The following is a 23,110-nucleotide window of genomic DNA, read 5'->3' as shown; positions in this document are numbered from 1 at the left end:
CCAATGTTTCGCAGAAATTAAACAGAAACTTGAGCGACGCTTTTGCTTGATGTCCAGAGCCATCTGAATCGCTTCTGGGGCTTATCGATAACGCCGCCTTTGCAAAAACGTCAGGTGTCCTTACTTTTTAACCCGGTGGGCCGCCGCCGCGCTAGCCACCGGGGTAAATCTTTATAGCAAATTGGCGATGGGCGCCTCGGGATTGACGTCGGCATCGTAATCCACTCCGTCTACTTCAAAACCGAACAACTTCAGAAACTCGTGTTTGTAACCGGCAAAATCGCTCAACTCGTTGATGTTGTCGTTGTTGATTTGTTCCCACAAAGCGTTGACTTTGTCTTGCACTTGCGGCTGCAACTCTTTTAAATCGGCGCGCAGGCGACCGGTATCATCGAGGATAGGCGTGGCGCCGTACAGACTGTCGCGGAACAAGCCATTGACCTGCTCGATGCAGCCTTCGTGTGTACCCTCGGCCTTCATGGTTTTGAATAGTAAGGCCAGATACAGAGGCATGACCGGGATCGCGGCACTGGCTTGAGTGACTACGGCTTTTAGCACCGACACCCTGGCATCGCCACCCAAGGCAGCTAACTTGCTGCGGATATCGATGACACGTTTGTCCAAATCTTTTTTGGCCGCGCCGATGGTGCCGTCCCAATAAATATCCCAGGTAATTTTTTCGCCTAGATAGGTGTAGGCCGTGGTTTTGGCGCCTTCCGCCAAGACGCCAGCATCGGCTAACGCATCGATCCACATTTGCCAGTCTTCACCGCCCATCACGGCCACCGTGTTGGCTATTTCTTCCTCGGTGGCTGCCGGCAGGGTGAATTCTTTGATAATCTCTTTATCGGTATCGATACCGTTTTGCACCAAATCCTTGCCGATCGGTTTCAACGTAGAATTATGCGTGACCCCGGTTTTTGGATGCGTACGGCGCGGGGCGGCCAAGCTGTAAATCACCAGATCGACTTTGCCCAAGTCCTGTTTGATAGCGTCTATGGTTTTTTGTTTGATCTCGTCGGAAAAGGCGTCGCCATTGATGCTTTTGGCATACAGGCCTTCGGCTTCGGCAAATTTATGAAACGCAGCTGAATTGTACCAACCGGGCGTGCCGGGCTTATCGGCAGTACCTTCGCGCTCAAAAAACACACCCAGGGTTTTCGCGCCTGAACCAAACGCCGAGACAATCCGCGAGGCCAAGCCGTAACCGGTGGAAGCGCCCAGAATCAGCACATTTTTGGGGCCGTTGGGAATAGCGCCGAAACTTTTGACGTAGTCGATTTGCTGTTTGACATTGGCTTCGCAGCCGACTGGGTGGGTGGTAACGCACATAAATCCGCGTACGCGAGGTTTGATAATCATGTTGATCCTTAAATCAAGCTATTAAAAATTAAGACGAGTGTCGCTTTCGCAGCGATGTTTGTTACAAATTTTAAAGTTTATCCCATGATATGGCTGAACAGGAAAATAATATCGATGGTATCCGAAGCGAAAAATCGCCCTATTCAGCTATCCGCGACTATGTTAATAAACGTCAGCCTAAAAGCCAATGCGGGTTGAACGCTGGTAGCTATTCACGCACCGGGCAACGGTTATAGCGGGATGCCCCGAAGTCTTTGCCTAGAATCCGCAACAACATCCTCTTTGCTAAGCAGCTAACCGCTTAATCAAGCAAAAAAAAGGGAGCGCTAAGCTCCCTTTTTGCAGGTCCACCTAACGGTTTACTGTTTTTGCGTATTGATAACGATCTCGGCTTTAGTCTGCAACGCATTCAATACGGCTTCCATCTGCGCCTTACCAAAGGCGGCCGAGATGTTTTTGGCAATCAAGGCTTGTTTGCTCTTGTCACTATCCGACATGACACCCTCGTGTACATTGTTGACGCTAACCACCAATTTACCGCCCTTGGCTTCGTCAATTACTGCCACGCTAGGCTGACCGGCCTTTGGTTTGGCGGTTCTAAAAATCTCTTGAGTAACAGCCGCCGGCAATTCGCTGGCAGTGCGTGTCAAGCCATTTATTTTTTTGGTCTGCAAATGCAGCGCTTCGGCGATTTGCGCGAGCGTTTTGCCGCCCGTCAATCCCTGCTTAACTTTATCGGCAGTAGCGACGGCCTGCTGTTTTGCTTTATCTTGCTGTATCGCGGCAATGACCTCAGCCTTAACTTCCTTGAGCTCTCTGCTGGCGGCAGGTTGATGCGATAGCATACGCAACACCACGACTTTGTCGCCGCCAATTTCCAGCGGCTCGCTGTTGCTGCCTTTTAACACATCTTCGGAAAACGCAGCCGCCCGAACTTTTTCGTCGACAGCGATACCTTCACCCGCGGCGCGAGTAAACGCTTCGGTCTTGCTGGTCGCTCCACCCAACAGTTGAGCAACCGCCGCTAAACTATCAGGATTTTCATAACTGACTTCCGCAACTTTCTCGGCCAAGGTATTAAATTTGGCTTCGGCCTGCGCTTTTTGATAAGCCTTGCTGACTTCGGCTTTTACCGCTTCGTAAGGCTTTACGTCGCCGGGTATCAATTCGGTGACTTTAATTAAATGATAACCAAAAGCCGATTTAACGGGCTCGGAGACTTCGCCCAATTTTAAGCTGCTTGCGGCATCTTCAAAGGCTTTCTCCATCACGCCGACATTAAATAAACCCAGGTCGCCGCCATTTTTAGCGGTTAATTTATCGTCGGACACTTCGGCGGCTAAGGCAGCGAAATCCTTGTTTTTCAAATCTTGTTTGGCTTTCAGGGCTTTTTGCAACGCTAAATCGTCAGCCGTTTTATCCTTGCTGAACGCGAACAAAATATGGCTGATTTTTCTGCGCTCTTTCGTGGTGAATTGGACTTTTTGTTCTTCGTAGTAAGCCTTTAACTGCTCTTCGGTGGGGCTAATATCTGCGGCCAATTTATCCAATGATAATTCAACGTATTCGATAGCCACCTGCTCGGGAGTCTGATACGAGTCCTGGTGCTGCTGATAATAAGCGGTAATTTCCTCTTCGCCAGGCTGTTGACTGACAGCCGTTAACGGCACGGTCAAATATTCCACATCGCGGGTTTGGTTCTGGATTTTAAAGAAGTTGTTGATTTCCGCCTGCGTGACAAAGCTGCTATCTACCACGGCTCTTTGGAATTGCTCCATCACCAAAGCTTTTTTGATGCGATTGACGAACTCGGCGGAAGACATGCCTTGCGAACCGAGCATGGTTTGGTATTGCGTCTTATCGAACTTTCCGTCTTTTTGAAAATACTCGAGAGTTTGAATGAAGTCCCTGGCCGTCTCATCGCTAACCAACAGGTTTTGATCCTGAACGTATTGCAACAACACCTCGTCGCGAACCAGCTTTTGCAAAGCCTGTTTTTTTACCGTCTCTTCGTCGAATTTCATGCCTGCCAGATTTTGCGCATATTGCTGATAGGCCTGACTGACATCCCGCTGAAAAAACTCCTTGTCTCCCACAGACACCACCGGGGCCTCTTTACCGCCGCCAAGGTAGTTTTGGATGCCCCACAATCCGAAAAGCACACAAATCAAAATCAATATGATTGATGCAAACAGACCGTGCACCTTTTCTCTAATCTCTAAAAGCATAAACGCTGTCCTTAAACAGTATTAAACCCGAATGCTTCAGGCCATAAAATTAACAGGCAAAAAAAAACCTCGGACCATACGGCCCGAGGTTTCTGTTTTGGCGGAGCGGACGGGGCTCGAACCCGCGACCCCCGGCGTGACAGGCCGGTATTCTAACCAACTGAACTACCGCTCCAAAGTCTGGTGGGTGCTGAGGGGTTCGAACCCCCGACCCTCGCCTTGTAAGGGCGATGCTCTCCCAGCTGAGCTAAGCACCCGACTAAAGAGCGGCTAGTTTACAGCATCTTTTAAAGATTTGCCAGCTTTAAATGAAGGAATTTTCGCGGCTTTAATGGTGATCTCTTCACCGGTCTGCGGATTGCGGCCTTTACGCTCAGCTCTTTCTTTAACATCGAATGTGCCGAAGCCAACCAAGGCAACGGAATCACCTTGTTTCAAAGCATCTTCTACTGCTTTGATAAAACCATCTAAAGCCCGCCCTGCATCAGCTTTAGTTAACTGGGACGCACTGGCGATTGCATCGATAAGTTCCGATTTATTCATTTATTTCCCCTTAGGATGTCGTTGTATTAATTATGCTCAGCAAACAAATGTTTGGATTTGTCCACTAACCGGTTTTCCACCAACCCGATTTACAGCCTCTCCTGGTGCGAGAGGTCGACATTTATATCAATCGCCTGCAAGCGATGTCAAGCACAGAAGTCCGCGGAAGCCACGACGCTGATGGTTTCCGCCGACCCGACTCGACTTTTAATGAGCAACAACACCCGGCTTTTTTACCTCTGCTTTGCTGGTAGCTGTTTCAGTTATTTCTGCCACCGGGATTGCAGCAATGGGGGTGGGCATATGCAGTAGAGCCAACTCCAACACTTCATCTATCCAACGGACACACTTAATCGCCAAATTACGTTTGATATTTTCCGGGATCTCGGCGAGGTCCTTTTCGTTTTCCGCCGGAATCACCACTGTCGCAATACCGCCGCGATGCGCAGCCAACAATTTCTCTTTCAATCCGCCAATCGGTAGTACTTCGCCGCGCAGGGTAATCTCTCCGGTCATCGCCACATCAGCACGCACTGGGATTTTGGTCAAAGCGGAGATAATGGCGGTACACATGCCAATGCCGGCGCTAGGCCCGTCTTTTGGGGTCGCACCCTCCGGAACGTGAATGTGAATATCATTTTTTTGGAACACATCGCTGTCGATTCCCAAGATATTAGCTCGACTCCTGACCACCGTGACCGCCGCTTCAATCGACTCCTTCATAACATCGCCGAGCTTACCGGTCGTTTGCTGTTTGCCCTTACCCGGCATTACCGCAGTTTCAATCGTCAACAACTCACCGCCAACTTCAGTCCATGCCAAACCGGTTACTTGACCAATTTGATCGCTGTCTTCGGCCATGCCATAGCTAAAGCGTCTGACGCCGAGATACTTGTCCAGTGTTTTCTCGGTAACCGAGGTTCGACTTTTGCGGGATTTCAACAACAGGTCTTTCACGACTTTCCGGCAAATTTTCGAAATTTCCCGTTCCAGTCCGCGCACACCCGCTTCCCGCGTGTAGTACCTGATAATATCCTTGACCGCTGATTCGGAGATAGAAATTTCCGACTCTGCCAGACCGTTGTTTTTGATCTGCTTCGGAATCAAAAAGCGCATGGCGATGTTGATTTTTTCATCTTCCGTATAACCAGCCAAACGGATTATTTCCATCCTGTCCATCAAGGCGGGCGGGATATTCATCGTATTCGCGGTAGCCACAAACATCACGTCGGATAGATCGAAATCGACTTCCAGATAATGATCCGAGAAAGTATGGTTTTGCTCCGGATCCAACACTTCCAACAACGCAGAAGCGGGATCACCGCGAAAATCTGCCGCCATTTTGTCGATCTCGTCCAGCAAGAACATGGGATTCCGGGTTTTGACTTTCGACAGATTTTGCAGAATTTTACCGGGCATAGAGCCTATGTAGGTACGCCTATGTCCGCGAATTTCCGCTTCGTCTCTTACCCCGCCTAACGCCATCCGCACATATTTGCGATTGGTGGCCCGTGCAATCGACTGCCCCAGAGAGGTTTTACCAACCCCTGGCGGACCGACCAAACACAGAATAGGCCCTTTCAACGCTTTAACACGTTGTTGCACAGCGAGATATTCAAGTATCCGCTCTTTTACTTTATCCAGCCCGTAATGTTCAGCTTCCAATACCTCTTCCGCGACTTTTAAATCGTGCCGAACCTTGGTTTTCTTTTTCCAAGGCACATTGACCATCCAATCGATGTAATTGCGCACCACTGTCGCTTCCGCCGACATCGGCGACATCATTTTCAGTTTATTCAGCTCGGCCGTCGCTTTGGTTTTGGCTTCGGAGGACATACCGGCAGCGGCAATTTTTCGCTCCAGTTCTTCGATCTCGTTGCTGGCTTCGTCCATCTCGCCCAGCTCTTTTTGAATAGCTTTCATTTGCTCATTCAAATAATATTCGCGCTGATTTTTTTCCATCTGCTTTTTAACGCGGCCGCGAATTTTCTTCTCCATCTCCAAAATATCGACCTCACCTTCCATCAAGGTCATCAAATTTTCCAGACGTTTGGCGACATCGACCATTTCCAGCATCAGCTGTTTTTCTTCAACTTTTAAAGCCATATGCGCCGCCATCGTATCGGCCAGGCGGCTTGGGTCGTCGATACCCGCCAGCGAATTAAGCACTTCGGGCGGAATTTTATTGTTCAATTTCACATACTGATCGAATGAATTAATCGCCGTGCGCTGCAAAACCTCCGCTTCCTGTTCGGAAATATTTAATTCGTCACTCAACTCGACGACGCTGGCCGCGCAATAATTATCAACTTCTTGGTATTTTGTTACGGAGCAGCGCTGACTGCCTTCAACCAATACTTTCACCGTACCGTCCGGCAATTTCAACAGTTGTAGGATGTTGGCCAAGGTCCCGACCCTGTATAAGTCATCAAAACCCGGTTCATCGACATCGGCCTGTTTCTGGGCAATCAGCAACACTTGTTTGTCTTGTTTTATGGCGGCATCAAGGGCATCAATCGACATACCTCTACCGACAAACAATGGAATCACCATATGCGGATAGACCACCACGTCCCGTAACGGCAAGACAGGAATTAATTCATCTTTGGTTTTTAACTCGGTCATTTCATTTGCTCCCTTGAGCAGCTCAAAACATTAGATGTCATCCTATATGAGGATGAACTCCCAGAAAACAAGTATCTTTAATTTCAGGCAAAAAAAAGGGGGCTTTATTGAAAAAGCCCCCTTTTTTGGTTATTTCTTCGCGAGAGCGCGAGAAACGTTCAAAGCGCCTTATCTAAGAAGCGTCCGAAGCCACCAGCTTTTGCTCTGCTTCGTAAACCAAAATTGGCTCCGAATTACCCAAAATGACGTTTTCGTCGATGACAACTTTCGATATTTTGTCGTTGGAAGGCAGTTCGTACATCGTATCCAACAACACATTCTCGACAATTGTTCGCAAACCTCTGGCACCGGTTTTTCGTTCCATCGATTTGCGGGCAATCGCCGCTAACGAATCATCTCTAAACTCTAGCTCTGCACCTTCCATTTCAAACAAATGCTTGTACTGCTTGATCAAAGCATTTTTGGGCTGTGTCAGAATTTGAATCAGCGCGGCCTCATCCAACTCGTCCAGCGTAGCGATAACCGGCAGACGACCAACAAACTCCGGAATCAATCCGTACTTAATCAAATCCTCGGAACGCACATCGGCAAAAATCTCGCCGACATTGCGTTTATCGTCCTTGGTTTTAACTTCCGCCGAAAAACCGATGCCGCCCTTCTCGGTACGATGTTTGATGACCTTATCCAAACCGGCAAAAGCACCGCCCACGATAAACAAGATATTGGCAGTGTTGACCTGCAAAAAATCCTGCTGCGGGTGCTTGCGACCGCCTTGCGGCGGCACAGAAGCCACAGTGCCTTCGATAAGCTTCAGCAAGGCCTGCTGCACACCTTCCCCAGACACGTCGCGCGTAATCGACGGATTATCGGATTTGCGAGAGATTTTATCGATTTCGTCGATATAGACAATCCCGGTCTCCGCTTTTTCCACGTCGTAATCGCACTTTTGCAGAATCTTTAAAATGATGTTCTCAACATCTTCACCGACATAACCAGCCTCGGTCAGCGTGGTGGCATCTGCTATGGTGAAAGGCACATCCAGCAATCTGGCCAAGGTTTCGGCTAACAAGGTTTTACCGGAACCCGTGGGCCCAATCAGCAAGATATTACTTTTCGCCAACTCGACTTCGTTCTTTTTGCTGTTGCTGCGCAAGCGCTTGTAATGATTGTAAACAGCTACGGCCAGAATTTTTTTGGCATTTTCCTGACCGATAACATAACCATCCAACTCTTGCTTGATTTCCTTCGGCTTAGGCAGCGCACCGCCAGCCACGGACATTTCATCTTCCAGCAACTCATCTCTGATAATGTCGTTGCACAATTCCACACATTCGTCGCAAACATAAACGGATGGACCTGCAATCAGTTTCCTGACTTCATTTTGACTTTTACCGCAAAAAGAACAGTAAAGAAGTTTTTCATCGTCTTTACCTTTCTTGTCTCTACTCATAGACAGACTCCACCGTGATACATTGCCTCGTCATGGCGATGAAATATATCAAAAACCAACATTCAAATCACGTCGCACTCTTGACGAAGCGACGCGACACTTATCAGGCAATACGACTAGTCAATACTTTGTCGATCAAACCGTAATCAACCGCTTGCTGAGAACTCAGAAAGTTATCTCGATCCGTATCTTGCTGAATTTTTTCCAATGGTTGCCCGGTATGATGAGCCAGGATTTTATTCAATCGATCACGAATAGCCAAAATCTCCCGAGCGTGAATATCAAAATCCGATGCTTGGCCTTGAAAACCACCCAAAGGTTGATGAATCATCACCCTGGAATGAGGCAAACAATAGCGCTTGCCCTGCGCACCGCCCGCCAATAATAAAGCCCCCATACTGGCGGCCTGACCGATGCACATGGTGCTGACATCCGGCTTGATAAATTGCATGGTATCGTAGATCGACATACCTGCTGTCACCGAGCCGCCGGGAGAGTTGATATACAAATGTATATCCTTATCCGGATTTTCAGATTCCAAGAATAGCAATTGCGCTACCACCAGATTCGCCGAGTAATCTTCCACTTGGCCAACTAGAAAAATTACCCGCTCTTTCAGCAAACGGGAATAAATATCGAACGATCTTTCCCCACGGGCTGTTTGTTCAACCACTATAGGCACTAGACCGCCCGCCGCTTGCGGCGCCATCATTTCGCTCATCACATTTTGGTTAAACACGTTTAGCCCTCATTCGTTACTGTTTTTCCATGACATCATCAAAACCAACTGTTACGTCGGTGATTTTAGCCTGACTGACAATCCATGCAACAGCTTGATCTTCTAAAACCATCTGCTGCACATCATTCAGCCTAGCCTTGTCGGCATAATACCAGTTCACAACGTCTTCGGGGCGCTCATAACTCTTCGCCATGTCATCAATTACCGCACGAACCTTATCGGCATCGACCTTGATGTCATTCTTTTGGATGATTTCACCCAGAATCAAACCCAAGGCCACTCGACGCTTGGCCTGAGCTTCAAATGCATCCCTAGGCAAGTTCAGGTCTTCCAATTTCAAACGCATGTTTTTCGCGCGTTCGGCATAAGGCTTCATCAACGCTTGAATTTCTTGATCGATCAATGCGTTAGGCATCGCTATCACAATGTTCTCGTATAACGCATCCATCACCGCATTTTTCAACTTGTTTTTCAGACCTTGGTTGAGCTCTCTTTCCATGTTAGCCCGAACATCGCTACGGAAACTGGCCGCATCACCGTCTTCAACACCATAAGCCTTGATAAATTCCGCATCGACGAAAGGTAAAACCGGCTCTTCTACTTTAACCAATTCGATCTCAAATTCGGCCACTTTGCCAGCTAATTTTTCACTGTTGTATTGCTCTGGGAAGGTCACAGAAAAGGTTTTGCTCGCACCGGTGACCAAGCCTTTCAATTCGTCTTCAAAACCGGGAATCATTTGTTTGCCGCCGATTTCCACCTGGTAATTTTCGACTTTACCATCGGTAAAATTCTCGCCGTCGGCCACGCCGGAGAAATGAATGGTTACGCGGTCAGCATCCTGCGAAGCGCGTTCGACCGTATTCCAGGTTTTCTTTTGCTGACGCAGTTTTTCGATCATGTTATCGACATCAGCCTCTTCCACAGTTGCTGAGGGGCGATCCACTTTCAATGCGCTAACGCCGTCCAGAACGATCTCCGGATAAACTTCGAACTCGGCGATATATTCAAAACCTTCGGCTTTCTCGGTAGGATGGATATGCGGATGACCGGCGGGGTTTAAATCCTGTTGTTGCAACGCTTCAAAATAAGTCGATTGAATCAAGTCACCGGTTACTTCGTTTCTCACTCTATCGGCGTACAACTTTTTTACCATGCTCGCGGGCACCTTACCCGGACGGAATCCGTCCACTTTGACTTCGCGCGCGAGTTTTTTAAAGCGAGTTTCCATTTTCTCCTGAACCACGGCATCAGGAATGCTAACAGTCATTTTTCGGCTTAACTCTGATGTCTTCTCGACAGAAACTTGCATTGCATTACCTCAAAAAATTAAAAATACGGTTTTATATTTTGGGAGACCGGCCGGCGATGTTTAGATCTGGGGAACTTAAGGTCGTATCGTTACGAATAACGCAGGATATGGTGCGAGCGGGGAGACTCGAACTCCCACGGGGTTACCACTGGAACCTAAATCCAGCGCGTCTACCAATTTCGCCACGCTCGCTAAATAATTGAACGCGGCATTATAATCAGCCGCATCTTTAAAGACAACCTTATATTACTGACATTGCGCATGCACTCTTATCTTTCCAGCACCATTTTCGGCATCGCTTTTATTATGACGCTCAGCAGCGCGCGGGCTTCAGCAAACGGGTTTACCGAGTTCAACCACCCCATCAGATTTGTAAATCAACAACGTATCGTCTACGCGGCTATCGCCGCTAACGAAAGCGAACGCGAGCACGGATTGATGTTTCGGCAGACACTTGCCGAGGACCAGGGCATGCTGTTTGTCTATCCGGATCAGACCCATCGCGCGGTATGGATGAAAAATACCCTACTGGCTTTGGACGTGGTGTTTTTAGCGGGTGACGGCCAAATTGTAGGGCTGTTAAAAGATTTACAGCCCTGTGCCAAAGACCCGTGCCGAATTTATGATTCAAAAGTCCCGGCCAGATACATACTGGAATTACCAGCCGGCTTTATCGACAAACACGCAATTCAGATCGGGCAAACAGTAGCACTACCCTAGGCTCAAGCCGGTCCGTTTGCGTCGTCCGGATCACCCTCGTACGGTGTTGCGTATTTACACTCTTTCTGCGGACAGACTTTTTCTGTGCCACGGCGCTTGGTGGTTTTCAAGGTCAAAATCGGCCAATTACAATCTGGGCAACTTTCCTTGATCGGCGCGTCCCACAAGGCATAATCGCATTTTGGATATTCCGAGCAAGAATAAAAAATCTTCCCGCTGCGCGCCTTGCGTTTTAGGATCGCCCCATTCTTGCACTGCGGACATTCAACGCCGGTATCTGAAGGCTTTTCCAAGGGCTCGATGTGTTTGCATTTAGGATACCCACTACAACCGACAAACTTGCCATACTTGCCGGTCTTTATAACCAGCGTCGACTCGCATTTCGGACACACCCGCCCTTCCACCACTTCCGGTTCCGCAGACGTAGCGCCGGCATTGTCATCCCCCAAATTTCGTGTATACGAACACGTCGGATAATTGGTACATCCAATAAAACGGCCATTCCGCCCCAAACGAATCGACAGCGGACTGCTGCACTCCGGACATTTTTCGTCGATACTTTCCTGAGTCACATCCTTGCGCTGTACACTTTCTTCTTTCTCGTTGATCAACTGAGTAAACGGCCGCCAGAAGTCGTTCATCAATGGAATCCAATCCTTCTCGCCGCGCGACACGGCATCCAGATCATCTTCGAGATTAGCGGTAAAACTGTAATCGACGTATTTTGTGAAATGCTCGGTCAAGAACTTGTTAACAATGCGCCCCACATCCGTTGGATAAAACCGCTTGTTGTCGATCGTCACATATTCTCGGTTTTGCAAGGTCGAGATTATCGTCGCATAAGTGGACGGCCGGCCGATGCCATGCTCTTCCAAGGCTTTTACCAGACTCGCCTCGCTGTAACGCGGAGGTGGCTCGGTAAAGTGTTGGGTAGCTGCAATTTCATTCAATACAACAGGCCGCCCTTCTTCCATCGGCGGCAACAGGCTATCCTGATCGTCGGCTGCCTCCTTGCTGTCGTCCACGCCTTCCAGATACACCTTCATGAAACCGGGATTGGTCACCGTAGAACCGGTAGCGCGAAATACGTTTTTATCGCTGCCGCAATTGAGATCGACAGCCACCTGATTCAAAGTGGCATGTATCATCTGGCAAGCAACGGTACGCTTCCAGATCAGATCGTAAAGTTTGAATTGCTCGGCGCTGAGCCGGTCTTTCACCAGTTCAGGCAAGCGCTGCACGGACGTTGGCCGAATCGCCTCATGAGCTTCCTGAGCATTTTTAGATTTGGTTTTGAATCGGCGCGGCTCTTTCGGCACATCATCGGCGCCATATTTTTCCGCGATCAGCGCCCGAATATCGGCAAGTGCCTCTTCGGCCAAATTGACCGAGTCGGTACGCATATAGGAAATCAAACCGACGGTTTCACCGCCCAAATCGATACCCTCGTAAAGCTGTTGCGCCACCATCATGGTCCGCTTGGTGGTAAAACCCAGCTTGCGAGCTGCTTCCTGTTGTAAAGTCGAAGTGATAAACGGCGGCGCCGGATTTTTACTGCGTTGCTTTTTTTCCAGCTTGGCGACGATCAGCTGACCATCGGCGGCTTCCAATAAGTTTTGCCTGACTTCAGTCGCTTGCGCTTCGTTGGTAAAACTGAATTGATTCAGTTTTTCGCCGTTGAAATGCGTTAATTTGGCTTTAAACGGCAAGCCTTGCGCGCTGGCTTCGGCGATATGCGACCAGTATTCACGAGTCTTGAACGCCTCGATTTCCATTTCGCGTTCGACGATCATCCGCAACGCCGGGCTTTGCACGCGACCAGCGGATAATCCGCGGCGGATTTTTTTCCACAGCAACGGCGATAAATTAAAACCGACTAAATAATCTAAAGCTCGCCGCGCCTGTTGCGCATTGACCAGATTATTGGATAACTCGGTGGGGTGAGCGATAGCCTCGGTGACGGCCTTTTTAGTGATTTCATGAAACACCACCCGCCGCACTTCCTTGTCTTTTAGCAGTTTTTTTTCTTTCAGATGCTCGAACACATGCCAGGAAATCGCCTCGCCTTCGCGATCAGGGTCAGTCGCTAGATACAGTGTATCGGCATTTTTTATCGCTTTGCCTATCTCTTGCAGATGGCGTTGGTTGCGATCAATCACCTGGTATTTCATCGCAAAACCGTTTTCCGGATCGACCGCGCCCTCTTTGGGAATCAAGTCGCGGACGTGACCGTATGAGGCCAATACCTGGAAGTCCTTACCCAGATATTTTTCGATGGTTTTGCATTTCGCCGGCGACTCTACAATGACTAAACTTTTGCTCATGCTGTCCGTAGAAAAATCAATGTAAAGAAGTAGGTATCAAATCGTAAACGATGTCTTCCATTCGGGAGAAAGCGGCGCTATCGCCGGGTTGACTTAATAACACCATCAATACAATCCATTTCAATTTATCCAGCGTAATATTTTCGTCTTTCAGGGCCATTGCCCGATCAATCGCTATCTCGCGGTTCATCGGTGTCAAGATGCCGCTGTGCTCAAGATACATCAGGAAATTACGGCATTCCATGTCGAACACGGAGACTTCCTGACCGCTAAAAATGCGGAACGAAGAGGAAACCGCCGGTGTGATGCTCTCAATTTCAGCTAAAGATTCCAGCCAATCGAACGCCTTGTTGACATCAGGCTGCTGAAAACCCGCATCCAGCAACTCGCTGGCAATCACGGCAGTATCCGGATAGTTATCGCTGTCGCCATCCAGATAATTCTCAAACAGATAAATGAGCACATCGAAAATATCTTCTTTCATTAGAACCTTTATTTGACTCTGAGGTAGCCACCACCGGCAAGTGCGGCAATGTAGCCTTGTAACTCCAGCACCAACAGCGTCGAGGAAACTTCTTCCGCCGACCAAGCGCTTTCTTGGACCAGAGCATCGACCGTTGTGGGACTGTACGGAATCAATTTCAATAGATTTTGCTGCTCCAGGTCAAGCGAAGTCTGCGCTAATTCCGACTCGGATCGCATATACCTTTGATTATAATGACCTAATTCCTCAAAAATATCTTGCGCGGTTTCGACTAATTTGGCGCCTTGGCGAATTAATGCATTGCAACCGCGCGCCAAAGGGTTGTGAATGGAACCGGGAATCGCAAAAACCTCACGATTCTGCTCAAGCGCCAAGCGCGCGGTGATCAACGAACCGCTTTGCTGGGCGGCCTCGACCACCAATAATCCGACGCACAAACCGCTGATGATGCGGTTTCGCCTGGGAAAGTGATTGGCTTTGGCACCAGTACCGGGTGGAAACTCGGAGACCAGCGCACCATGCTCAACTATTTGGGTAGCCAATTGCTTATGGCAAGCCGGATAAACGCGATCCAAACCGGTGCCGGCCACGGCTATGGTTTGCCCGTTTACGTTTAAAGCACCTTGGTGACTCGCGGCATCGATGCCCAAGGCCAAGCCACTGGTTACGACAAACCCAGCTGCAGCCAATGTCTCTGCAAATTGAATTGCCGTGCTGACGCCGACGGGAGAAGGGTTACGGCTACCAACTATTGCCAACTGCGGCTCTAGCAACAATGCAGGATTGCCTTTGACAAATAAAACCGGGGGAGGATTTGCAATTTCTCTTAGTTGCGCCGGATACTCAGTATCATCCAAGGTCAACGCATAATTTCCGGCTTGCTCCAGCCAACCAATATCGTCTTCGACCTTTTGCCAATCCGGTTTTTGCAGCGCATCGATGAGCTTTTCGCTGAAACCCAAGCCAGTTAAAGTGGTTCGCGATGCCGAGAATATCTGTTCTGGCTCAAAATGTGCCAGCAAGCGCTGAATGGCCTGACTGCCGACGCCGGGACTACGCAGCATCGCCAGCCAGTACTTGATTTGCGGATTGAGCGCGGCTTCCAAAACAGGTTAGAGAACAAACCGGAGCGGCTTAAACCAACCCGATTGAATATCGTTAGCTCGGGCATCCATTAGGGCGTCTGCACTCTATCCAGAGTGTGCATCGCAGCGGTTGCCTGCATCACTAAAGCATAGCTGACCCGTTCGAACGGCCGAAACACCATCAACACGCCGGCCAGTTCATCCGGCATTTTCACAGCTACAGCTTCCTGGGATTGATACCTATCCACGACGACATGCCCTTTGCGATACACATCCAAGGTATGCCCCACTTCCAAACCGTCGGCAGTACCTTTATCGATAACCACCACATCGCGCTGACCGATCTGCGACACACCACCCTTCACCTGAATGATGCTGCCCACCACCTGATGTTTAGGAGGTCTTGGAAAATAATTTAAGGCTAACTCACCCTCAGAAGTAGGCATCAAGCGGTCGCCGCGTTGAATTTCCATATCGGATTTATTAATCAGCAAGGTGGCCGGATCACCCGGTTCCTGTAGCGTGGTATCAGCGATATATTGCGCTTCGTAGCCCAAAATTTCCTTGGTAACCGGACTGACATAGGCCTTGCCTGCCCGATAAATGGTATACCCCAAGCCTGGCGGGTTTTCGATGGCCCGAACGTAAACGCCGTCTCCTGCCCCGGCGATCAAATGTTCACCGACAAAGCCGATGACATAAGGCGCCTGCTGCAACTCCTCCGCGGTGACGACTTTCGGCGAATTCAAGAATTGCACGATGGCATCGCTGGGAATCGTTTTAATGGCTTGATCAATATCGGACTCGCGCACTCGCGGCAACAGTTTTTCGTCATTACCATCCGGTGAGAAGCTCAAGCGCGGCACACCGTTCACGTAGGAAAAATACAAGGTGTCGCCCGGGTAGATCCAATGCGGATCCTTGATTTGCGGATTGTTGTGCCATAGCTGCGGCCATTCCCAGGGGTGCTGTAAAAACTTCCCGGAAATGTCCCACAAGGTATCACCTTTAACAACCGTGTACTGATCGGGATGATTGGGGTTTATTTTCAGCTCGTCGGCCCAAGCCACTGCGGCAAAAACCAGTGGTATCAATATTCCCAGTATCGCGCGAAAAAACATAATTTATCCTGCCAGAGCTTATAAAACCGTTCAAAATCCGCCGGACGAAGCGTCCAAAGGCAAAATCGGCAAGCGCCGCTGCTTTGCATGCCGCCCAGTCCAATTTGAAACAAATGCGTAAAAAATCAACCATCGATTTGCCGCACAGTTTAGATTAATTCGGGCATTATGCCAGCACGAGCCGTTCCAGACTAAACCCGGCCCTATTTAGTCTTCACATTCAAACGCAAGGCAATTTCGGATAAAATCCCACTATTACAGTTCGCAAGTGGAGTGATGGGTGAGTATTCTTACAATTCTGGAGTTTCCCGATAAACGGTTGCGCAATGTCGCGGCCGAGGTAGACACAGTCGATGACAGCATCAAAACCTTGGTCGATAACATGATCGAAACCATGTATGCCGCCAAGGGCGTGGGCTTGGCGGCAACCCAGGTAAACGTACATAAGCGCGTGATCGTGATGGATGTCAGCGAGAACAAGGACGAACCGATCTGCCTGATCAATCCGCAAATCATAGAGCGCGACGGCGTCGAAGAGTCCGAAGAAGGCTGCCTGTCCGTACCGGGCTTTTTCGAAAAAGTCAGTCGCGCCGAACATATCAAAGTCAAGGCGTTAAACCGCGACGGCGAAAGCTTTGAACTGGAAGCGCGCGACTTGTTGGCTGTCTGCATTCAGCATGAAATGGATCATCTGGAAGGCAAGTTATTCGTTGATTATCTCTCGGCTTTCAAGCGCAACCGTATCAAAGCTAAGTTGGATAAAATTCACAAGTCGCAAGGCTAATCAGGACATTTCATGAAAATCGTGTTCGCCGGTACGCCGGATTTTGCGGTTCCTACCTTGCAGGCCTTACTGGATTCGCCGCATCAAGTCTGCGCGGTTTATACTCAGCCCGACCGCCCCGCCGGACGCGGCCGCAAGCTGACCGCCAGCCCGGTCAAAGCCCTGGCCGTAGCCGCCAACATTCCGGTGTATCAGCCGGAAAACTTCAAAAGCCCCGAATCTATCGCCCAATTAGCGGCACTGGATGCCGATTTAATGGTCGTCGTCGCTTACGGTCTGATTCTGCCGCAAGCGGTTTTGGACATACCTAAACAAGGCTGTATCAATGTGCACGGTTCGCTGCTGCCGCGCTGGCGCGGCGCGGCACCGATTCACCGGGCCGTCATGGCGGGCGATGCTAAAACCGGCATCACCATCATGAAAGTCGTAAAAAAACTCGATGCCGGTGACATGCTGTACAAAGCCGAATGCCCGATCAGCGCCGACGCCACGTCCAGCAGCCTGCACGCTCAATTGGCACAAATGGGTGCCGAAGGGCTGGTTAAAGTGGTCGACCAGATAGCCAATGGCTCATTGCAAGCGGAACCGCAAGACGAAGCGCTGGTTACTTACGCCCACAAACTGGAAAAGCAGGAATCCAACTTGGATTGGCAATACTCTGCTGTAGAGCTGGATCGTAAAGTCCGCGGCCTGAATGCCTGGCCGGTAGCGCAGACCCTGTATCGAGGCCAAGTATTGCGGGTCTGGCGCAGCCAGGTGCTTAATCGACGCGCAGAACAAGCACCCGGCACCATCAGTTGCGCGGAACATGCACTGGATGTCGCCACCGGCGACGGTGTGCTGCGCCTGCTGGAAGTGCAACTCCCCAGTGGCAAACGCATAGCCGGCAAAGACTTTATGAATGCCCACCCCTCTGACCGCGTTATGCTTGGCTCATGAATCTGCGCGGCTGCTCGGCACAGATACTCGCGCGCGTCCTTAGCGACGGCCAATCACTGACCGCCGCCCTGGAACACGGCCTGCCCAAAATCAAGGATGTCAAAGACCGAGCTTTCGTCCAAGCCTTGTGCTACGGCGTCATCCGCCATTACTACGCACTAGATTTTATGCTGGGCCGCTTGCTCAGCAAGCCGCTCAAACAAAAAGACGGCGACATTAAAGCCTTGCTGCTAATCGGCCTGTATCAACTGCAACACATGCGGGTTAAATCGCACGCCGCCGTGTCGGAAACCGTGGCAGCCACCAGCCATAAACCTTGGGCCAAGTCTTTGGTTAACGCGATACTCCGACAATATTTACGCGAGGCCGAAACCTTGCAGCAGGCCTGTACCGGGGACACCCAAGCCCACTATAACCATCCGAACTGGATAGTGAATTTGCTGAAGCAAGACTGGCCGGAACATTACGAAAAAATCCTGCGTGCCAACGACCAAGCGCCGCCCATGGCTTTGCGCGTCAACTTACTGCAAGGCAGCCGAGCCGCCTATCTGGACGACCTTACCGGGCAAGGCATAGCTGCTCAGCCAGTAGACTGTTGCCAGAGCGCAATACGGCTGGACCAAGCCCTGGCCGTCGAGCAACTGCCTTCTTTTAATCAAGGCCGAGTCTCAGTGCAGGACACTGCCGCACAACTGGCCGCAGAACTGCTCGATGCGCAATCCGGCCAACAGGTGCTGGATCTATGCGCCGCGCCTGGCGGCAAGACGGCGGCGATTCTGGAACGCCAACCCGCTTTGGACGGCCTGCTGGCGGTCGATGTCGATCAACAACGCTTGGAGCGCGTGACCGACAATTTACAGCGCTTACACTTACAGGCCGAAACCTTAGTCGCCGATGCCAGTCAATCCGGATCATGGGCCGGCGACCGCCAATTTGACCGGATACTGCTGGACGCGCCCTGCTCCGGCTTCGGCGTGATCCGCCGCCATCCCGACATCAAAATACTGCGCCGCGCCGACGATATTGCCGCCCTGCAAGCGCTGCAAACCAAGATTCTTGATAACGCCTGGCAATTACTAAAACCTGGCGGCATCTTGCTGTACGCCACCTGTTCGGTCCTAAAACAGGAAAACGAGGCGCAAATCGCCGCTTTCCTTGCCCGACACAGCAATGCCAGCGAAATTCATATCGAGGCGCACTGGGGCATGTCCCGTCCGCACGGCCGGCAAATCATCACCGGTGACCGGCAAATGGACGGCTTTTATTATGCCAAGCTTTACAAAGTCCCTTAGGTACGCGGCATTGATGCTCTGCCTGCACATTGCGCCAGGCATGGCTGAAGCCGGCGAATATGCCGCGCGAATCGAATATGCCGATTTGGATCGTGTCGATGACGGTTATGACGTGCAGGCTCATATCGATTACCGGCTCAGTCCGACTGCCAAAGAAGCACTGCACAAAGGTGTGCGCTTGACCTGGGACGTCACAATAGAACTGCGCCAACCCGGCGTGCTATGGGATACGATAATCCATAAACACAAACTGACTTACAGCCTGCAATTCCATGCCTTGCTGAATCAATATGTGGTGCAAACCCCGTTCGACCGCAGCGAAATGTTTTTAACCTTGAGCGCGGCCATGAATTTCATGGCGGCCGTGCATGACAGCATGCCAATTCCCGCCGAACAAGTGACAGCCGGCACGCCTTACCTGCTGGCGGTAAAAACTCAATTCAACCGCGAGCAGTTGCCAATACCGCTGCGTCCGGTCGCCTATCTGGACAACCAGTGGTTTCTTTCTAGCGCCTGGCACACATGGCCCATTCAAAAATAAAATTACCGGCCAGCGCCACGATTATCCTGCTGTTCGGCTTCGTATTGCTGTCGCTGCAATTGATGAGCAGCGCCACCCAAGAATCATCGGAACTCGGCGAAATGTATTCCTGGCTGTTGGTCATCAACACGCTGGGATCGGTGATTTTGCTGGGCTTGGTGGCGTTCAACACCTATTCGCTGGTGCGGGAATTAAAGAAAAAGGAGGCCGGCTCTCGGCTGACCACGCGCATGGTGTCCTTGTTCGTGTTGCTGGCTTTGGCGCCGGCGGCCATCGTGTTTTATTTCTCAGTGCAATTTCTGCATCAAGGCATAGACAGCTGGTTTAACGTGGAAGTAGACCGGGCGATGGACGATGCACTGGAGTTGAGCCAGTCCTCGCTGAATCAACGCATGAACTGGCATATCAAGCAAACCAAGCAAATGGCCGATCAACTCCGCGACAAATCGGAGGCCCTGATCGCGATGGAAGTGGGCTCGCTGTGGGCGGATTCCGGGGCATTGGAGATTGCGGTATTTTCCAACCAAGGCCGGGTATTGGCCTCCAGCAGCGTCAACCCCAGCGATATTTTGCCGCACCTTCCCGATGAACAAATCTGGCTACAGCTGCGGCAGAATAAGGAATATTTTGCTTTCGATCCCGGCGATAATGATGAAATGCTGGTACGTATCATCGTGGCTATCGAAGCGGATCAAAGCCGATTTTTGCAAGCCTTGTTTCCGATTCCGGTGCGGGTAACCGACTTGGCCGACTCGATTGAATTTGCCTTCATCCGTTACCAGGAAATGAATTTCCTGCGCGACTCACTGAAAACCAGCTTCTCGCTAATCCTGCTGCTGGTGTTGCTGCTCAGCCTGTTGGCTGCGATTTGGGTGGCTTTTATCAGCATCCGCAACATCGTCGCGCCGGTTAAAGAGCTGGTAAAAGGCACGCAAGCGGTCGCCGACGGCGATTATCAGCAACAACTACCGGTGATGAATCAGGATGATCTGGGCTTTTTGGTGGAATCCTTCAATCAAATGACCCGGCGCATCGCCCGCTCCCGCGACGAAACCCGTGTTGCCGGTCTGGAAGTGGAAAACCAACGCGCGTATCTGGAAACCATCCTGGCCAATCTCACGGCCGGGGTCATCAGTTTTGACGCCGCCTTTTACATCCGTACCGCCAACCAGGCCGCCTACCGGATTTTACATATCCCGGTCAGTCATTTCGTCGGCGAGACTTTACCGACTTTGGCGACCCTGCACAGCGAACTGGCCGATGTACTGAATGCGATCCAAAGCCTGCTGGAAAAAGCCGACGATATTTGGGAGCAACGCATCGTGTTTCTCGGCCCCAACGGCCGTCAGGAACTGTTGTGCCGAGGTACGCCACTGTTCTCGCAGCACGGCGCCCGCACCGGCGCGGTGGTAGTGTTCGACGATGTCACCGACCTGATTCAGGCACAGAAAAACGCAGCCTGGGGCGAAGTGGCGCGGCGTCTGGCGCATGAAATCAAAAATCCGTTGACGCCGATCCAACTGTCCGCCGAGCGTTTACAGCACAAGCTCTCCAAGGAATTACAGGACGGTTCCGCCGAATTTCTGCAACGCGGCACCCGCACCATCGTCCAACAGGTGGAAGCCATGAAGCGGATGGTGGACGATTTTTCCGAATACGCCCGCCCGTCCAAGAAACAAGTGGAAAAAATCAATCTGGTTGATCTGATTCAGGAAGTCGTGGCTTTATACCTGCCCTCCGGCATTGTTTTCAGCACCAAGTTTGCAAGCGACCGGGTGCTGGTCGAAGCGGACCCGGTCAGCCTGCGCCAAGTACTGCACAACCTGATCAAAAACGCCCAAGAGGCCACCACGGCGCCCTGCCGCATCGAGATCAAAATCGCCAAAGTCAGCCGGAACAACACCGACTATGTCGAATTGGGCATCTACGACAACGGCAACGGCTTGAACGCGGAACAGCTTGAAACCATTTTCGACCCCTACGTAACCAGCAAGGCCAAAGGTACCGGCCTGGGCCTGGCTATTGTCAAAAAGATCGTGGAAGAACATGGCGGGGTGATTTGGGTGGATACGTCTTATAATGGCGGCGCGGGGTTTTTACTCCAGCTGCCGGTTTTTGAATTTGGGAACTTTAAATGAATAAGCAAGCACCGTATATTTTGGTGGTCGATGACGAGCAGGACATTCGTCAGTTGGTGTCGGAAATTCTTGAGGATGAAGGTTACGATGTCGCCATGGCGGAAAACGCCACGGAAGCTAAAGCCCTGAAAAATCAGCGCCCGCCCAATCTGATCCTGCTCGACATCTGGATGCCGGACAGCGACGGCATCACGCTGCTGCGGGAATGGGTCAGCGAAGATGACGCACTATGTCCGGTGGTTATGATGTCCGGACATGCCTCAGTGGAATCAGCCGTGGAAGCGACTCGGCTTGGCGCCTACGACTTTTTGGAAAAGCCATTATCGCTGGCTAAGTTGCTGCTGATCGTCGAACGCGCACTGGAGACCAGCTCTTTGCAGCGCGAAAACGCCGGCTTGAAACAACAGCTGATGATAGGCGTGGACCCGGTCGGCAAAAGCGCGGTGGTGGAACGTACCAAGGATAAGTTAAAGCGCCTGGCTCAGCACGACGCCAGAGTGTTATTCGTCGGCGAAGCCGGGGTCGGTAAGGAAATGTTCGCCCGCTATTTGCACAACAATAGTTCGCGGCGCGACGGCTCGTTTGTTGATGTGTCGGTCGGCAGTATCTCCCCGGAAAACTCGGCGGTGGAGTTTTTCGGCCGCGAAGACAACGGCCGAGTATATCGCGGCCTGTTGGAACAAGCTCATCGCGGCACGCTATTTCTGGGTGAAATCGGCGGCATGGACCCGGAAACTCAAACTCGCTTGCTCAGTGCGCTGGAATCCAGCTCGTTCCTGCGGGTTGGCGGCAGCCAAGCGGTGCGTGTTGACGTACGAGTCGTCGCTTCCACCCGCATGTCTTTGGAAGAAGAAGTCAACAGCGGCCGCTTCCGTCAGGATCTTTACTATTTGCTGAACGTCGTGACACTGGAGATTCCGCCGCTACGCGAACACAGTGAAGACGTACCCAGCCTGTTGAATTTTTATGTCGATCATTTCGTCACCCAGGAAAAGCTGCCGTTCCGGCGTTTCTCGATGGCCGCGCAAAATTATTTGCGTAATTACAGCTGGCCGGGTAATGTACGCGAACTGCGTAATCTGGTACAGCGGCTGATGATACTCGGTGCCGGCGACGACATTGAGCTTGACGAAGTCAAAACCGCGCTGGGTTCGATCGCCGAACAACCCAAACTAGGCTTGAATGTACCGGAGTTTTTTAATTTGCCGCTGAAGGAAGCCCGCGACCATTTCGAAAAATCCTACCTGGAATATCATTTCGAAAAAACCGGCGGCAGCGTCGCCAAACTGGCATCGGCTATCGGCATGGAGCGCACGCACTTATACCGAAAATTGCACTCCCTGAAAATTAAGCTTTAATTGGACTTGAAGTTAACGCCCCTATTAAGTACAATTCACGGTTTTTATAGCCTCAACAGACTAAA

18 protein-coding genes and 3 tRNA genes are annotated in these 23,110 nt (G+C 50.8%); 7 read left to right on the top strand and 14 right to left on the bottom strand.

Going from position 1 to position 23,110, the window contains the following annotated elements:
• Nucleotides 1-171: 171 nt before the first annotated feature.
• The 10 genes from fabV to JWZ98_RS05555 all read right to left on the bottom strand — a co-directional run bounded on the left by fabV (nucleotide 172) and on the right by JWZ98_RS05555 (nucleotide 10,451).
• Entirely contained in the window at nucleotides 172-1,362 is a 1,191-nt protein-coding gene (fabV, locus tag JWZ98_RS05600; RefSeq protein ID WP_205453574.1) for an enoyl-ACP reductase FabV, read from the bottom strand.
• A 359-nt stretch (nucleotides 1,363-1,721) separates the two neighbouring features.
• Nucleotides 1,722-3,590, bottom strand: coding sequence for a SurA N-terminal domain-containing protein (locus JWZ98_RS05595; RefSeq protein ID WP_205453573.1), 1,869 nt, complete (start codon nucleotides 3,588-3,590; stop codon nucleotides 1,722-1,724).
• 98 nt (nucleotides 3,591-3,688) lie between these two features.
• A tRNA-Asp gene (locus tag JWZ98_RS05590) sits at nucleotides 3,689-3,765 on the bottom strand.
• A 6-nt stretch (nucleotides 3,766-3,771) separates the two neighbouring features.
• Nucleotides 3,772-3,847: transfer RNA gene (locus JWZ98_RS05585), tRNA-Val, on the bottom strand.
• 13 nt (nucleotides 3,848-3,860) lie between these two features.
• A complete protein-coding gene (locus JWZ98_RS05580; RefSeq protein WP_020482925.1) occupies nucleotides 3,861-4,133 on the bottom strand; it encodes an HU family DNA-binding protein in 273 nt (90 codons plus the stop codon).
• Between the two features lie 207 nt (nucleotides 4,134-4,340).
• A complete protein-coding gene (lon, locus tag JWZ98_RS05575; RefSeq protein WP_205453572.1) occupies nucleotides 4,341-6,758 on the bottom strand; it encodes an endopeptidase La in 2,418 nt (805 codons plus the stop codon).
• A gap of 172 nt (nucleotides 6,759-6,930) precedes the next feature.
• A complete protein-coding gene (gene clpX / locus JWZ98_RS05570) occupies nucleotides 6,931-8,208 on the bottom strand; it encodes an ATP-dependent Clp protease ATP-binding subunit ClpX (RefSeq protein ID WP_020482927.1) in 1,278 nt (425 codons plus the stop codon).
• Nucleotides 8,209-8,311: 103 nt separating this feature from the next.
• Nucleotides 8,312-8,917, bottom strand: coding sequence for an ATP-dependent Clp endopeptidase proteolytic subunit ClpP (clpP, locus tag JWZ98_RS05565; protein ID WP_197027017.1), 606 nt, complete (start codon nucleotides 8,915-8,917; stop codon nucleotides 8,312-8,314).
• Nucleotides 8,918-8,963: 46 nt separating this feature from the next.
• Complete coding sequence (gene tig, locus JWZ98_RS05560) at nucleotides 8,964-10,259, bottom strand: trigger factor (RefSeq protein ID WP_205453571.1); 1,296 nt, start codon at nucleotides 10,257-10,259, stop codon at nucleotides 8,964-8,966.
• A 108-nt stretch (nucleotides 10,260-10,367) separates the two neighbouring features.
• Nucleotides 10,368-10,451, bottom strand: a tRNA-Leu gene (locus tag JWZ98_RS05555).
• Nucleotides 10,452-10,520: 69 nt separating this feature from the next.
• Between JWZ98_RS05555 and JWZ98_RS05550 the strand changes: the two genes are divergently transcribed.
• Complete coding sequence (locus JWZ98_RS05550; protein ID WP_033158879.1) at nucleotides 10,521-10,979, top strand: DUF192 domain-containing protein; 459 nt, start codon at nucleotides 10,521-10,523, stop codon at nucleotides 10,977-10,979.
• Between the two features lie 2 nt (nucleotides 10,980-10,981).
• Here the strand turns inward: JWZ98_RS05550 and topA are convergent, their stop codons facing one another.
• From topA to JWZ98_RS05530, 4 genes are all read right to left on the bottom strand, one after another.
• Nucleotides 10,982-13,303 carry a type I DNA topoisomerase gene (topA, locus tag JWZ98_RS05545; RefSeq protein ID WP_205453570.1) on the bottom strand — a complete coding sequence of 774 codons (2,322 nt, stop codon included), beginning with the start codon at nucleotides 13,301-13,303 and terminating at the stop codon, nucleotides 10,982-10,984.
• 16 nt (nucleotides 13,304-13,319) lie between these two features.
• Nucleotides 13,320-13,787: a DUF494 domain-containing protein gene (locus JWZ98_RS05540; RefSeq protein ID WP_205453569.1), complete on the bottom strand. Its 468-nt coding sequence runs from the start codon at nucleotides 13,785-13,787 to the stop codon at nucleotides 13,320-13,322.
• A gap of 8 nt (nucleotides 13,788-13,795) precedes the next feature.
• On the bottom strand, nucleotides 13,796-14,893 hold the full coding sequence (dprA, locus tag JWZ98_RS05535) for a DNA-processing protein DprA (RefSeq protein WP_240348226.1): 1,098 nt from the start codon (nucleotides 14,891-14,893) through the stop codon (nucleotides 13,796-13,798).
• A gap of 68 nt (nucleotides 14,894-14,961) precedes the next feature.
• A complete protein-coding gene (locus JWZ98_RS05530; protein ID WP_205453568.1) occupies nucleotides 14,962-15,993 on the bottom strand; it encodes a LysM peptidoglycan-binding domain-containing protein in 1,032 nt (343 codons plus the stop codon).
• Nucleotides 15,994-16,273: 280 nt separating this feature from the next.
• On the opposite strand from JWZ98_RS05530, the gene def reads away from it, so the two are divergent.
• From def to JWZ98_RS05500, 6 genes are read left to right on the top strand one after another with little or no spacing between them, the layout of a single operon-like run.
• A complete protein-coding gene (gene def, locus JWZ98_RS05525; RefSeq protein ID WP_205453567.1) occupies nucleotides 16,274-16,777 on the top strand; it encodes a peptide deformylase in 504 nt (167 codons plus the stop codon).
• 12 nt (nucleotides 16,778-16,789) lie between these two features.
• Entirely contained in the window at nucleotides 16,790-17,716 is a 927-nt protein-coding gene (fmt, locus tag JWZ98_RS05520) for a methionyl-tRNA formyltransferase (protein ID WP_205453566.1), read from the top strand.
• A complete protein-coding gene (gene rsmB, locus JWZ98_RS05515; protein WP_205453565.1) occupies nucleotides 17,713-19,008 on the top strand; it encodes a 16S rRNA (cytosine(967)-C(5))-methyltransferase RsmB in 1,296 nt (431 codons plus the stop codon). The genes fmt and rsmB overlap by 4 nt, the downstream gene beginning before the upstream one ends.
• 13 nt (nucleotides 19,009-19,021) lie before the next feature.
• Complete coding sequence (locus tag JWZ98_RS05510) at nucleotides 19,022-19,549, top strand: DUF4390 domain-containing protein (RefSeq protein ID WP_205453564.1); 528 nt, start codon at nucleotides 19,022-19,024, stop codon at nucleotides 19,547-19,549.
• Entirely contained in the window at nucleotides 19,531-21,687 is a 2,157-nt protein-coding gene (locus JWZ98_RS05505) for an ATP-binding protein (protein ID WP_033158872.1), read from the top strand. Before JWZ98_RS05510 ends, JWZ98_RS05505 begins: the two co-directional genes overlap by 19 nt.
• The gene (locus tag JWZ98_RS05500) at nucleotides 21,684-23,045 is read left to right on the top strand and encodes a sigma-54 dependent transcriptional regulator (RefSeq protein WP_033158871.1); all 1,362 of its coding nucleotides are present in this window, start codon (nucleotides 21,684-21,686) and stop codon (nucleotides 23,043-23,045) included. The genes JWZ98_RS05505 and JWZ98_RS05500 overlap by 4 nt, the downstream gene beginning before the upstream one ends.
• The last annotated feature ends 65 nt before the right edge of the window (nucleotides 23,046-23,110 follow it).

Source organism: Methylomonas sp. EFPC1, assembly GCF_016925515.1.
In the GTDB taxonomy this organism is placed as follows: Bacteria; Pseudomonadota; Gammaproteobacteria; order Methylococcales; family Methylomonadaceae; genus Methylomonas; species Methylomonas defluvii.
The sequence above is the reverse complement of the archived record's forward strand: the minus strand, read 5'-3'. Positions and strand labels throughout refer to the sequence as shown.

Coding starts and splice junctions, on each gene's coding strand:
- fabV (WP_205453574.1), bottom strand. CDS start 1,362: ATGATTATCAAACCTCGCGTACGCGGATTTATGTGCGTTACCACCCAC.
- JWZ98_RS05595 (WP_205453573.1), bottom strand. CDS start 3,590: ATGCTTTTAGAGATTAGAGAAAAGGTGCACGGTCTGTTTGCATCAATC.
- JWZ98_RS05580 (WP_020482925.1), bottom strand. CDS start 4,133: ATGAATAAATCGGAACTTATCGATGCAATCGCCAGTGCGTCCCAGTTA.
- lon (WP_205453572.1), bottom strand. CDS start 6,758: ATGACCGAGTTAAAAACCAAAGATGAATTAATTCCTGTCTTGCCGTTA.
- clpX (WP_020482927.1), bottom strand. CDS start 8,208: ATGAGTAGAGACAAGAAAGGTAAAGACGATGAAAAACTTCTTTACTGT.
- clpP (WP_197027017.1), bottom strand. CDS start 8,917: ATGGCGCCGCAAGCGGCGGGCGGTCTAGTGCCTATAGTGGTTGAACAA.
- tig (WP_205453571.1), bottom strand. CDS start 10,259: ATGCAAGTTTCTGTCGAGAAGACATCAGAGTTAAGCCGAAAAATGACT.
- JWZ98_RS05550 (WP_033158879.1), top strand. CDS start 10,521: ATGCACTCTTATCTTTCCAGCACCATTTTCGGCATCGCTTTTATTATG.
- topA (WP_205453570.1), bottom strand. CDS start 13,303: ATGAGCAAAAGTTTAGTCATTGTAGAGTCGCCGGCGAAATGCAAAACC.
- JWZ98_RS05540 (WP_205453569.1), bottom strand. CDS start 13,787: ATGAAAGAAGATATTTTCGATGTGCTCATTTATCTGTTTGAGAATTAT.
- JWZ98_RS05530 (WP_205453568.1), bottom strand. CDS start 15,993: ATGTTTTTTCGCGCGATACTGGGAATATTGATACCACTGGTTTTTGCC.
- fmt (WP_205453566.1), top strand. CDS start 16,790: ATGAAAATCGTGTTCGCCGGTACGCCGGATTTTGCGGTTCCTACCTTG.
- rsmB (WP_205453565.1), top strand. CDS start 17,713: ATGAATCTGCGCGGCTGCTCGGCACAGATACTCGCGCGCGTCCTTAGC.
- JWZ98_RS05510 (WP_205453564.1), top strand. CDS start 19,022: ATGCTCTGCCTGCACATTGCGCCAGGCATGGCTGAAGCCGGCGAATAT.
- JWZ98_RS05505 (WP_033158872.1), top strand. CDS start 19,531: ATGGCCCATTCAAAAATAAAATTACCGGCCAGCGCCACGATTATCCTG.
- JWZ98_RS05500 (WP_033158871.1), top strand. CDS start 21,684: ATGAATAAGCAAGCACCGTATATTTTGGTGGTCGATGACGAGCAGGAC.